The following is a 12,987-nucleotide window of genomic DNA, read 5'->3' as shown; positions in this document are numbered from 1 at the left end:
TACCTCCTACTCCTCAATTTCTAAAACCATCTCAATTTCAATTGTTGTATTATTAGGTAACTGAGCCATACCGACTGCTGAGCGAGCATGTTTCCCCTTTTCTCCAAATATATCTACTAATACATCCGATGCACCGTTCATTACTTTTGGCTGATTAATAAAGTCTTCCGTACTATTTACAAAACCAAGTATTTTTACAATTCGTTTTACCTTATTTAAATCACCTAGTTCATTTCTCACAACACTTAACAAATTCAACATCGATTGCCTTGCCGCTTTATACCCTTCATCAATTGAAATATCTTTTCCTAATTTCCCGTGATACTCATCTACACCTTGTCCAGCAGTAAATAATAAGTTACCTACTCTTACACAACTAACATAATTTCCAACTGCCGGGCGAATAGCTGGTAGTGTAATTCCCAACTCACTTAGTTTATCCTCAGGTGTTTGTACTCTCTGCATATGCTACACCTCGTTTTTTTATATCAATATTTAAAAATTCCGCAGCATTTCCCCCAAGCATTGCTGCTTTTTGTTCCTCTGATAAACTGGCTGTTTCATCAATCACTTTACCCGGATCAACTTCTCGCAATAAAAATGGATAATCTGAACCCATGAAAATCTTTTCATGCCCAAACCTTTCAATCATATATTTCAAATTAATAGGATCATAATTTAAAGAATCAAAATAAAATTTCTTTGCATAATAACTAGGAGGATGCGTAGTCAATCGTAAATGCGGCCATACTTTCCAGCCTTGATCTAACCTTGGCAAAATATATGGGAAAGAGCCGCCGCCATGCGCAAAACAAACCTTTAGCAGTGGAAACTTCTCCATTATTCCACTCCATACTAATGTAGCTGCCGCAAGTGCCGTTTCACTCGGCATCCCAACTGTATACATAAAATTATGATGTGGCATTCTATCACGCCCTAATGTTTCCCATGGATGAATAAAAATCGGAACTTGCCATTTTTCAGCCATTCGAAAAAATTCAATAAACGATGGGTCATCTAAATTTTTTCCATTTACGTTTGTACCAATTTCAATACCATGTAAATTTAATTCCGTTATACAACGCTCCATTTCACGAATCGCAGTTTCTCCATCTTGCATCGGAACCGTTCCTAACCCTACAAAACGATCTGGATATGCTAAAACTGTTTCTGCAATAAAATCATTTTGAATACGTGCCATACTTTCGGCTTCCTCTGGTTTTGCCCAATACGAAAATGTAACGGGGATTGGTGATAGAACTTGAATATCAACACCTTCACGATCCATATCTTCAATTCTTTTCTTAGGACACCATACTTGGTCTGTCACGTCTCGAAAATTTTTACCTCCAACCATAATACTTGCACCACATGTACAAGTCCGATTTAATATCGGCCAACGACCGCCACCAAACTTCTCTTCAAAATCTGGAAAAGTTTCAGGAATAATATGTGTATGAAAATCTATTCGCACTTCCATTCCTCCACTTCCTCTGGCATAATATGACCGCAGTTTTTACACGCTCGAATTTCTTTATTTGAATTAAAACTATGAATTGCTTCTTTTACTTGTTTTTCAATATCACTTAATTGGACGCGTACACGATGCATTTCATGATTACACTCATCACAGAACCAAACGAAATCCTCAAGTTCTCCTTGGCTACGTTTTCTTTCAATTACGAGCCCATATGTGTTAGCAACGCGATGTGGTGAATGCGGTACCATAGCTGGGAGCATAAATACATCCCCTTCTTTTACTGTGACGACTTCCCGCTTCCCTTCTTCTGTAATACATTCCACATAACATTCACCTTTAATTTGATAGAAAAATTCATCTGAAGGATCTACATGGAAATCACGTCTTCTATTTGGACCACCTAATATCATGGCGATAAACTCTGAATCTTGCCAAATAACTTTGTTATTTACTGGTGGCTTCAATAACTCCTTATTCTCATCAATCCATTTTAGTAAATTAAAAGATTGCAATGTTTTAGACATACTATTTCCTCCTTATAATTCCTTTTTATTTATATCGTTTTAAAAGACCAACCGAGTAAAGAACTAGACTTTTGCAAATCCCCATGATAGATATAATCTCTAATTCTCGTTGAAGATATTCGCTCACCTTCATCACAGCAAACATCTTTCACTATAGAAAGGTTGAATTGTTCTCTTAGTAGCTCAATATTTCCCTCACGATTTTTTCCAAACCTAAAATCTTGACCAATAAAAATTTCTACAGGGCTTAACCTTTTTATATCTTGAATAAAGCAACTCGCACTTTTTGTTATATAAGACTCATCAAACCGAATTACAATCACATGTTCAACACCAAGGTTTTGAATACGTTTCACTTTCTCATCAATAGTCGTGAATACTTGCGCTCCTTGAAAATATGAGCGTGGTGGTGGATCAAATGTGTACACAACATTTGTTATCTTTAATGCTTTTGCCTTCTCAACCGCATTTTTAATTACGGCTTGATGACCTTTATGCACACCATCAAATGCTCCAATTGAAACAATAGATTCCGTTAATTCAGGTATACACTGCTCATGTATATAAATGATACTCATCTCTTTTCTTCTAAAGTTAAATTTCCAAATAACCAAATTCCTTTGAAATCAAATTTGCCGTATTCATCACACTTTGAATTATGATTTCACGGTTACTTCCTTGCATATACGATATAGGTCCAACAATATTAAGTGCCGCAATAGTTCTCCCAGTATAAGATCGAATAGGAGCTGCAATTCCATACAGTCCATGCTCATTTTCGTTATCACTAATTGAATAACCTTGCTTACGAATTTTCTGTAACTCTGTTTGGAATTGTTTGACACATGTAATGGTATTGGGTGCTCGTCGTAAAAGCCCTTTTTCTGAAGTATATTCTAAGGGTGATGAATGAAATGAAAGCAGCACTTTCCCTGTGCTTGTACAATATGCAGGTTCTCTTGATCCAACATGTGTTGAAATTTGAACGGACTCCTTCGATGAAACTTTCAATATAAATACAACATCACCACGGTCAAACATACCGATATGCACAGTACCACTAAAATTTCTTACTAGCTCTTCAACAAGCGGAATCGCTCCACTATATATCTCTTGCTGAAACATGACTTGATTTCCCCACTCTAACAATTTCCAACCTAATCTATATTTTCTTTGCTCATCTTGTATGAGCATTCCTTCTGCACACAACGTACGAACAAGATGGTGAACCGTACTTGCATTCATATTTAGCTTTTCCGCTATTTCCGAATTACCTAGCACAGGCTCATCGCTTGTGAAACAATTTAGAATTTTGCAAATTTTACTGATGGAAGCGATCAAATCATATACCTCCCCTATTCCAGTTACAGTTCTCACGTTCTAGATATTGTTAAAAATATAAGAAGAATTACATCCTAACAGTAAAATTCTTTCTATCATCTATTGCTCCTTCCTTTTCCAAACAAAAATGTAAGCGCAAACATTTTTATTTAACTTAAGGCCCCTTCAGATGAACTCGATTGCAACGCATTGTTCACAAGTGAAAAAGTTTGTTGTTTTTTGTACGCATTATAAAACATTCCCATTTTACGCACCGGATCTCCAGAATAATAACGCTCATATTGTAATAACCGTTGTCCAAAAGCCTCACCACATAAGTCCCATGCTAATTTAAACAAACGAACCCGTTCCTCAGAGGATACTCCTTCACGCCCGATATAATACTTTTGCATATCATCATGAATCTCGGGGTTCATAAAATCAGCACCTGTCGGTGACATTAATAATCCACCCGCACCTATAGTTTGAATAATCTCAATAGCCCGCGGATACATCTTAGGTAATAAACTGCGTATCGTATCAAGCGGTAACCTCGCAGGAATAACTTCTCCATATGAATTCGTTTCATACTCATATTCAGCTACTTGCAGGAGAGCACGTATCGTTTCAACATCTTGCATAAGCTCTGCTAGCTGGTTTTGTACATTTAAAAAACCATCTACTCCAATCGAATCTGCTAATTTCATAGCTACTTCAGCTGCAAAAGATAGTTTTACTAACCCTCTTACCCCAGATTGATGTGCTGGTTGATGACCAATTCCGGTTTTAGGATACAATTGATTCCCAGCTTCCACACTTTGATAAATAAATACTTTATCCCACGGGATAAACACATTATGAAATACTAGTAATGCATCCATTTCCTCAAACCTTGATGCGAGTGGATGATCAAATAAAGATCGTTTTCCATCTTGCATTGGCTCACGACATAGAATTCTTAGACCTGGTGCGTCAATTGGAACTGCAAAAGAAATTGCATGACGTTCATCACCTGGCTTAAAACTTGGATAGGAATATATTATTACCTCATCCGTAATCGGCGCCAGTGTCGCTAACATTTTAGCACCACTAACATACATTCCTTCCGCTGTTTCACTTACTACCCCTAAATGCATTGTTTCATCTTCTTGTTGATGGGAGGCCTTACTCCGATCATTTTGCGGATTAATAATTGCGTGTGTTAAAAACAAATCATTATCCCTTATATGTTTATAATAATTTTTTATATTCGCTCCCCATTCTGGATTAAACTTCTCAAAAAACCACGAATTACTTGCCATTGAAGTAACCGTTACATTTAAAAAATCAGGTGTTCTACCCATTAAACCATAAGTGGCTTTTGCCCACACTTCAAATAATTCGCGGCGTACTTTTAAATCCTCATAATTTCTCGGTACTAAAAATGCATTTGATACCCTTTCTCCTGTCTCTTCGCATATATGAGTAATCTTATCTTGATATTCTGGATTGTGCTGCATATCATATAAGTTCGCAATTTGTATAATTGGTTCACGAAAAACATCTTCATTTACTACATCCGTTACTTTTCTTCCTCCAATCCAAATTTCAGGATTTCTTTTTCGCAACCCTTCAATATACTGTTCCCCTGTTCTAATTGCCATTCTTTCCCCTCCAATTTCCAATAATAATATACTAAAAAGTTTAGAAATTTTACCAGATGACTGAATTTTCAATCATTATATCAATTCTATTTCTTACAGATTCTCCTTTATTTCATATTATGAAATCTTAAAAATTTTTTAGTGTAAATGAGTAAGGAACGGTCCCCCGTCCCTTACTCATTTAATTTATAAATTAAAAAATGATAAAAAATAAAAAGAGAAACGGCATCCCATTTCTCTTTTTCACTCTTATTGTTCTTTTTCTGTATTATTTAAAGGCAGTTTCTTCGCTTGTTTTTCTTTAAAGATTTCTCCAATTGCCCCGAGAGTACCAAGTGTTTCAATTGCATTAGATGGAATAAAGACTTTATTCGCTGGCCCTTTCGCAACTTCAGCTAATGATTCAAATGATTTGTAAGCAAGTATACGTTCATCTAAATTCGCCTCACGAAGTAATTCAATTCGATTTTGTTCTGCTTTCGCAATTTCCTCAATCGCTCTTGCTTCCCCTTGTGCTTCTAATTCTTTTGCTTCTTTAATACCTTCCGCCTCTCGAATACGTGCTTCTTTATCCCCTTCAGCCATTAAGATTTTACTTTGCTTTTCCCCTTCAGCACGAAGGACTTTATCTTGCTTTGCAGCTTCAGCTTCTAATATGATCGCACGTTTATTACGTTCTGCTTTCATTTGTTTTTCCATTGACGCTTGCACATCTTTAGGCGGATTAATATCGACAACTTCAACACGTTCAATGCGAACGCCCCATTTTTCTGTTGCTTCATCAAGCGCTAAGCGAATTTCTGTTGAAATTTTTTCACGACCAGATAACGTTTCATCCAGTTCCATTTTACCAATGATTTGACGCATCGTTGCTGAAGTAATGTTACGTACACCGTATTCATAGTTCGAAATACCATATGTCGCAAGTTCCGGTTCAACGACTTGATAGAAAATAATTGTATCAATTTCCACTTGTACATTATCTTTCGTAATTACCTTCTGCGGTGGTACATTCGTTTGTTGAATACGCAAGTCGTGATATACGCGAACGCGATCCACAATCGGAATTAATAAATTTAATCCCGGCTGCATAACCCGCTGAAACTTACCAAATCTTTCAATGACTCCAACTTTTTGCTGTGGAATAATTTTAATTGTTAATGCGATAAATGTAACAACAATTAGTGCAAAAATAATCGTTAACGTTAATGCTACCATATTTATTCACTCTCCTTTTTCACTTGTAATATAGTACTATTTCTCTTTATAACAACAACTTTTTCTCCAGTATCAATTGGAGCATCTGCAACAGCTGTCCAAGTATCTCCATTCACCTTCACAATACCGTTCGTTTCATTTGTAATCGCTTGCATAACAATCCCTTTTTTACCGACTAACATATCTACTGTATCAGTAAAACCTTTTGCTTCTCGAAAGTTTTTTGATATTCTTTTCGTAAAGAAAGTCAACGTTAAACTTACAATCGCACCAGCAACAACTTGTAATAGTAGTGCTTCAGGAGCAAACAAAGCAATAAGACCTCCGACAACAGCTCCAATTCCAAGCCAAAGCATGTAAAATGTAATCGACAGCATTTCCGCAATAAATAAAATACCAGCTATTATAAACCAAATTACCCAAGCAGCCATTTGCAACCCTCACTTTCTTTCTCATTTTCTATATGTATATGAAGAAAAGAATGGTTTATCCGCCCTTTCTCATACGTGGGCGCTTACTACAAGCTATTGTACATTTTCACTGTTACAATGAGTATTATTAAAATACTATATTAATATATTCTTCATTATACATGAAAATCCCTTTCAAAAAGTGACAAAAAATTAAATTCTTTCGAAAATTTAATTTTCAAATTATAATTATTCTAACTACTGAAATATTACTTTTTTGGAAGGTGGTGTTCTTATTGCAACAACGTTCATTGACTTACTATTTAGGATCGAAAATATGCATTACTCTCGCTGACATCGTATACATAATGATTATTACAACTCATATGTATATCACAACGAAATCAGCTACATTAACTGCTCTTTTTCCATTATTACAAGTCATAACTAATCTTATAGCAAATACATCTGCACCACTTATAATGAATCGTTTTTCATCTTATTCATTACTGTTTACACTGCAATGGATAAAAACTGCTCTATTATTTTTATTCATGATATTATTCCCGATCGTTTCCACAAGCATTGTAACACTATTCATTTTCATCTTTTTCATTTCATTGTGTAGCGGCTGGAGTGCTCCATTATTATACGGTATTCTTCCGCGCCTTACACCGAAAGAGAAATTAGTAAAAGTAAATAGTATATTTTCCTTTTCCACACAAATTGCGCAAGCCGCTGCTTATTCATTTACAAGTATTATTGTTCTTCTCGTCGGCGCTACTACTACACTTATGATGAATAACATATTGATGATTTTTGGATGTGTTGCATTACATATTTCCTTACGGTCCATACATACTGAACGAGTAATAGAGCCTTCTTCTTCAAAAGGTGCTACTTTATTGGAAGGTTGGAAACTCTTATTTAAAAACCCTTCCCTCCGTACTGTTACATGTATGGACTTAATTGAAACTTTTGCAGGAACAATATGGATCGGTGCTATTACGATGGCTTATGTAACAACTGTCCTTCATAAAGGAGAAGAATGGTGGGGATTTATTAATACAAGTTATTATGTTGGAACGTTAATTGGCGGTCTATTAGCGTGGAAAATGAGTACATACATTCAAAACAATTTAATACGCTCTATGGCGATAGGCTCTCTTCTGTTTAGTATTCTTACATTTTTATATGGTATAACAAGTAGCGGATTCATTGCGCTGTTCCTATGCATTCTAATGGGCCCATGTTACCAAATTAGAGATATTTCTCAAACAACTGTTTTACAATCCAGCGTCGCTCCATCTTTATTATCAAAGATGTATACAGCTCACGGCGCTCTTCTCTCAACAGCTTCTGGCCTTTCTATGCTGAGTGTTGGCATTATTACCGATTTGTTCGGTGTTCGTACGATCTATATTCTCGCTTCAATCCTTATATTGTGCTCTGCTTGTTTATCATTTAACTTATTAAAATATGATAAGACAAAGCAAAAAAACATGTCACTTTAATGAACAAAATAAATAGGACAGGATTTCCTGCCCTATTTATTTTATTTATGATAAGTTAGGAGATTTCCGATGCTTTGTCGCTTGTTCAAAAGCGTATGCGAGTTTAATTAAAGTCCCCTCACGAAAAGCAGTGCTTGCAAGCGTAATTCCAAATGGTCTCCCGTTATCCATATATCCCGCAGGTATTGCTATAGACGGATAACCTGCTTTCGCACATATAGTGGAGCCTATATAAGAAGGAAACAGAATCGCATCAAGATTATATTTTTCCAGTGCAAAATCAATGCCTTGTTCTTGTGAAAAATATATATCTTCTAATCTTGCATTTAAATATTGTGGATTTCTTAACGTATTAGGAAAATCTTTTCTTCTTTCTAACTTAGTTTGTCCATATCTCAGAGCTCTTTCTGCTATGTTTTCATTAAACTCCATTAACTCTGAAATAGAATGCACTGGTATAGTAGAAGGCAATTTCGAAAGATAGTTATCTAAACTATGCTTTAATTCATAAAGCGATACACCCCAGCTCCATTCTCTATGAAAAGACGGAATATTAATATCCTCTACTACTGTCGCTCCCTCAATACGCAATACTTCAATCGTTTCCTTAAACAATTTTTCATCATACTCACCAGTTTCATAATACTCTTTTGGTGCATTGCTATATACACCAATTTTCGCTCCATTTAAACCATTAACATCAAGGTATTTTGTATAATCATGCTCTGCTATCCCTTCACTTTTATAAGTGGCTACATCTTTCTCATCTACCCCAGTTAAACTCCCTAACAAAATAGCCGCATCTGTTACCGTTCTAGCAAATGGTCCTGCTGTATCTTGCGAATACGTAAATGGAATAGTACCTCTACGACTAATTAAACCAACAGTCGGTTTAATACCGACTACAGAGTTTTGAACAGCTGGACTCAAAATAGAACCATCCGTTTCTGTTCCAACCGATATTACTGTAAAGTTAGCAGCAACTGCTATGGCAGATCCTGTACTTGAGCCACCAACAAACATATCATCCTCACCCGTACCGTAAGGGTTTATTGTTTGCCCACCTCTTGCACTATATCCAGCCCACATTTCAAATGACATTGCATTTGCTAATTCTGTCATATTTGTTTTCCCTATTATCACTGCTCCTGCTTCTCGCAGCTTCGTAACGAGAAATGCATCTTCACTACTTATATGTTGTTCTAGCGCAATTGTACCTGCACTTGTATGCATAGAGTCATTCGTTTCAATATTATCCTTAAGTAAAACCGGTATACCATGTAATGGACCTCTTTTACCTTTAATCTTTCTTTCATAATCTAACGCTTCAGCAATAAAGATGGCGTCTGGATTGATTTCTAAAATAGAATTAATTTCCGGTCCATCTTGATCATACTTTGCGATTCTATGAAGGTAATACATAACTAGTTCTTTTGAAGTTAACTTTCCATCTTCCATCGCTCTTTGTATATCATGAATTGTTAATTCTTTTTGTAGTAGTGTATTGAACTGAATCTCCATTTTCATTCTCCTTCTATAAACCTTTATTGATAGCATATCTCTATTACTTTTTCATTTTCTCCGCTCCTCACATATACAACTACAATCCCTCTATAAGAATTCAACTTACCGATGTAAAAACCTTTTATTTCCTGAAAAATAAAAAAAGTCTGAAACGATTTCACCTTCGCCTCAGACCCTATTATTACTGCACGTATACCTCATCTAACAAATGTAAAAACTCACCTTGTTTCCCCGCTAATTCAGGGCATTTTGCAATATCAATCCATTCATAGCAAAATACTAAGCCTTCATCTTCCTCACCGGCACTTACAATATGTTCCCAACGATCTTTTACATCTGTTAGTAATGTTACGTGAAAGAAATGGCGTTTTTCATATTCCTTTTTTTCTCTCACATGTATGATGTAATCAGCTAGGAATCGTTCTATGCATAAATGACGTAACCCAGACTCTTCTTGTACTTCACGTAAAATCGTTGCTTCTAGCGTTTCCCCTTCGTCAACTGTTCCCCCTGGCACTTGTATACCAGCTTCAGGTGTATCACGATGTTTAAAAACAAGCAGTTGCATAGCTCCTTCTTTTTCTCTTGTCACATATGCGTGTACTTTCTTCTTATATAACACCGTCATAATCCTTCTCTCCCCTCAATTGTTCACTGCGCTACTTCTTCAAGTGTCAGTTGATTTTCATATAAATATGTAGCTTGTGGATTTCCCACATACCTCACGTGCCATGGTTCAAATCGATAGCCCGTAATCGATTCTTTCTCTTTTGTATATCGAATGACAAAACCAAATTTATGGGCATTTTCAGAAAGCCACTGCCCTTCTTTCGTTTCACCAAAAATTGTCTCTAACTGAAACTTAGCAGATTGTGATGTGATATCCATAGCTAGTCCTGTTTGATGTTCACTCGTTCCAGGAACTGCACTCGACATTGCCGTTTTGGCTTCTCCATCTTGTTTTTTATACATTGTATTTAACGCTTTTTGCCGATCAAAAGATCTAAATCCAGAGACTGCAAATAAGAAAACACGCTCCTTATCCGCTTGCTGAAACATTTCCTCAAGCGCACCGGCCGCCTCTTTCCTCATTTTTTTCTTTTCTTGATCACCTTCACTAGAATAGCGCACTTTCGGAATAACTAAATCTGGCGGTCTATACCCGTCTGGTAAACGCCTACTTTTATTCACAAGCACAAGCATTGAATTCGGATTACTAATTACCGCAATATCTCCATCCATATTCGCAATCGTTTCTTTCGCTTTCGGAAATATGTTATTTACATTCACCTCGCGCGCTTGCTTATCCTTATACATTTTATAATTGATTCCCGCTACTCCAACAATGAGTATCGCCGCTACGATACCAAGTAGTATCCATCTTTTTTTCATATAACGACCTCTTATTTTAATAATTTGGCCATTTCATACTCATCGATGTTCTCTCCATCGATAATAAGAGCAGCTCTTTTGACACCTTCTTTCTCAAATCCAGCTTTTTTATATAGTGCCTGAGCTCTTGTATTGTGGGCCATTACCGTTAATTCTAAACGCCATACATCATGTAATCTTGCCCACTTCTCGACCTCTTTAAACAATCTAGTCCCAATACCTCGCCCGCTATACTCTTGCAAAATCCCAATTACAATATTTGCTACATGTCTCTTTCTTTGAATATGATTTCCATTCACTAAAATAAACCCTACTATTCTCTCTTCTTCAACTGCTACCAATATTGTTGCATATTTATTTTCTACAAAACGCTGAATCATTTGCTCTTGTTGCTCGGCTGTGAATTTCCTTTCTCCTGGTTCATACAACATAAATTTTGTTTCTTCATCTAATTGCTTACTTAATTGCAAAAATGATGCTGCATCTTCTACTTTGATTTCCCTAATCACTTCAATCACCCTACCAATTTCATAATAAAAAGCTTTCCTTGTAAAAAGATTTTCTCTACTTTCCCGAAAATCCCTTTGTAAATCTCCCAGTATAATTTGACAAATTTCGATCTTACTATAACATCGACAAATTATGTCTATTCTGTGACGCATCATTAATTACAAAAAAACGCAAGCTTTACATTACACTCACGTTTTTTCAGACTCTCGCATTCATTTCTGTTTCACTTTATCCATTCACTTTTTCTGCCTGCCAGAAATATTCACCAAACGCTTTAGCTAGCGCATCAATCGATCGATTTAGTTCTTCCTCTGTATTATCTACGCCACCAACTTCAATTAATATCGCTTGTCCTGACAAATCTTGATTGTAGACACCATTTCCTGTTTGGAATCCTTTTTGAATGACACCACGACTAACGCCTGGATATTTCTTACTAATCGTCTCATGTAAGGCCGTTGCTAATTGCAAATTTTTTTCATAGTTTTTGTTACCTTTCCCTACTACAAACGCAAGCTTCGCATATGATTTATCACCGATTATTTTTGTCGTGACATTTTTCCGAGCACTATCACGATGTAAATCAAAGAAGTATTGTAATTCTTTATTGCCGGCCATTGCTTCTTGTACAATTTCCCGTGACATTTTATATGAACTATTACTATTTAACCCTTTACTAATCAACTTTTGACCAACATCAGTCTTGTCGTTAGTTGCTCCGATTCCTTCATTTGCTAATTGTTCACGAAATCGGTCGCCGACTATTGAAATATTCGTTACGGAACTTGTGGCTTTATTCGGATTTGGATTATTTGTTAAATTCAATAATGGCAAATAAGATTCCCAGCTATGCGAATGATAAATAAATGCAACTTGTCGTTTTCCTGTCGTTTGAGCTGGTTGCTTTTTCTCTTTATTCGTATCCGGCTTTTGAGCCTGTCCACCTTCTCCAGTCCGTTCTTTTACTACTTCTTCAAGTGGAACGCTCGACTCTATAGGCAAGTTAGAATAATTTGTTCCTTCACCCGCAATAACAATTTCTGTATCGTACTTACCGAAACCAGGTAGCTCTTTGCCGACAAAACTGCGTACATCGTTAAAACGAATATTCGTAGCCATAGAAAAGAGAAACGAAGATATTGAAAAATCTTGATTTAAATTTCTATATTCCTGTGTAAAATAATGATTCTCTTTCCCAAGAACGTACATGTAACCATTCATTGATAACTCATTTAACCAATTATATAAATACATTGACTTTGTCTCTTTCATAGAAGTTACCATCATACTAATAAGAAAAAAAGTCGCCAGTACTGTAGCAATAATAAATAATACTAACTTACGTACACTCGTGAATTTCACATAAAAAAAGCCTCGATTCATACTATCACCTCTCTATTTCAAGTTATGTACAAGCTCTAGAGAATAGACCGTCTAAATTCAGGCTATATT

General features: G+C 36.0%; 14 protein-coding genes. 1 reads left to right on the top strand and 13 read right to left on the bottom strand.

All coding sequences use genetic code 11. The features are described from left to right. Window positions 1-6: 6 nt before the first annotated feature. The 8 genes from PDQ40_RS03260 to PDQ40_RS03225 all read right to left on the bottom strand — a co-directional run bounded on the left by PDQ40_RS03260 (window position 7) and on the right by PDQ40_RS03225 (window position 6,616). A complete protein-coding gene (locus PDQ40_RS03260) occupies window positions 7-465 on the bottom strand; it encodes a RidA family protein (protein WP_001190048.1) in 459 nt (152 codons plus the stop codon). Then, complete coding sequence (locus PDQ40_RS03255) at window positions 443-1,480, bottom strand: amidohydrolase family protein (RefSeq protein WP_000453804.1); 1,038 nt, start codon at window positions 1,478-1,480, stop codon at window positions 443-445. The genes PDQ40_RS03260 and PDQ40_RS03255 overlap by 23 nt, the downstream gene beginning before the upstream one ends. Next, window positions 1,465-2,004 (bottom strand): 3-hydroxyanthranilate 3,4-dioxygenase, encoded by a 540-nt coding sequence (gene nbaC, locus PDQ40_RS03250; protein ID WP_000047733.1) that lies wholly within the window; start codon window positions 2,002-2,004, stop codon window positions 1,465-1,467. The genes PDQ40_RS03255 and nbaC overlap by 16 nt, the downstream gene beginning before the upstream one ends. Before the next feature lie 29 nt (window positions 2,005-2,033). Then, window positions 2,034-2,582, bottom strand: coding sequence for an FAD synthetase family protein (locus PDQ40_RS03245; protein ID WP_270691228.1), 549 nt, complete (start codon window positions 2,580-2,582; stop codon window positions 2,034-2,036). 16 nt (window positions 2,583-2,598) lie between these two features. Next, window positions 2,599-3,345, bottom strand: a complete 747-nt coding sequence (locus PDQ40_RS03240; RefSeq protein ID WP_000561976.1) for an IclR family transcriptional regulator — start codon at window positions 3,343-3,345, stop codon at window positions 2,599-2,601. A gap of 149 nt (window positions 3,346-3,494) precedes the next feature. After that, window positions 3,495-4,967: a 4-hydroxyphenylacetate 3-hydroxylase family protein gene (locus PDQ40_RS03235; RefSeq protein ID WP_001007861.1), complete on the bottom strand. Its 1,473-nt coding sequence runs from the start codon at window positions 4,965-4,967 to the stop codon at window positions 3,495-3,497. Window positions 4,968-5,216: 249 nt separating this feature from the next. Further along, a complete protein-coding gene (locus PDQ40_RS03230; protein WP_000226248.1) occupies window positions 5,217-6,185 on the bottom strand; it encodes an SPFH domain-containing protein in 969 nt (322 codons plus the stop codon). Window positions 6,186-6,187: 2 nt separating this feature from the next. Further along, entirely contained in the window at window positions 6,188-6,616 is a 429-nt protein-coding gene (locus tag PDQ40_RS03225) for an NfeD family protein (protein WP_000741985.1), read from the bottom strand. A gap of 275 nt (window positions 6,617-6,891) precedes the next feature. Between PDQ40_RS03225 and PDQ40_RS03220 the strand changes: the two genes are divergently transcribed. Then, window positions 6,892-8,109: an MFS transporter gene (locus PDQ40_RS03220; protein WP_257808224.1), complete on the top strand. Its 1,218-nt coding sequence runs from the start codon at window positions 6,892-6,894 to the stop codon at window positions 8,107-8,109. Window positions 8,110-8,154: 45 nt separating this feature from the next. On the opposite strand, the gene PDQ40_RS03215 is transcribed toward PDQ40_RS03220, so the two are convergent. The 5 genes from PDQ40_RS03215 to spoIIP all read right to left on the bottom strand — a co-directional run bounded on the left by PDQ40_RS03215 (window position 8,155) and on the right by spoIIP (window position 12,918). After that, complete coding sequence (locus tag PDQ40_RS03215; protein ID WP_000405428.1) at window positions 8,155-9,630, bottom strand: amidase family protein; 1,476 nt, start codon at window positions 9,628-9,630, stop codon at window positions 8,155-8,157. A gap of 184 nt (window positions 9,631-9,814) precedes the next feature. After that, a complete protein-coding gene (locus PDQ40_RS03210; RefSeq protein WP_214328810.1) occupies window positions 9,815-10,261 on the bottom strand; it encodes an NUDIX hydrolase in 447 nt (148 codons plus the stop codon). A gap of 23 nt (window positions 10,262-10,284) precedes the next feature. Beyond that, entirely contained in the window at window positions 10,285-11,025 is a 741-nt protein-coding gene (locus PDQ40_RS03205; RefSeq protein WP_000747655.1) for a M15 family metallopeptidase, read from the bottom strand. Window positions 11,026-11,036: 11 nt separating this feature from the next. Continuing rightward, window positions 11,037-11,534 (bottom strand): GNAT family N-acetyltransferase, encoded by a 498-nt coding sequence (locus PDQ40_RS03200; protein ID WP_214328811.1) that lies wholly within the window; start codon window positions 11,532-11,534, stop codon window positions 11,037-11,039. A gap of 229 nt (window positions 11,535-11,763) precedes the next feature. Further along, a complete protein-coding gene (gene spoIIP / locus PDQ40_RS03195; RefSeq protein WP_270691227.1) occupies window positions 11,764-12,918 on the bottom strand; it encodes a stage II sporulation protein SpoIIP in 1,155 nt (384 codons plus the stop codon). Between the last annotated feature and the right edge of the window lie 69 nt (window positions 12,919-12,987).

It is taken from the genome of Bacillus cereus group sp. Bc061, from assembly GCF_027715825.1.
Lineage (GTDB): Bacteria > Bacillota > Bacilli > Bacillales > Bacillaceae_G > Bacillus_A > Bacillus_A paranthracis.
This window is presented reverse-complemented; position numbering and strand designations above follow the sequence as displayed.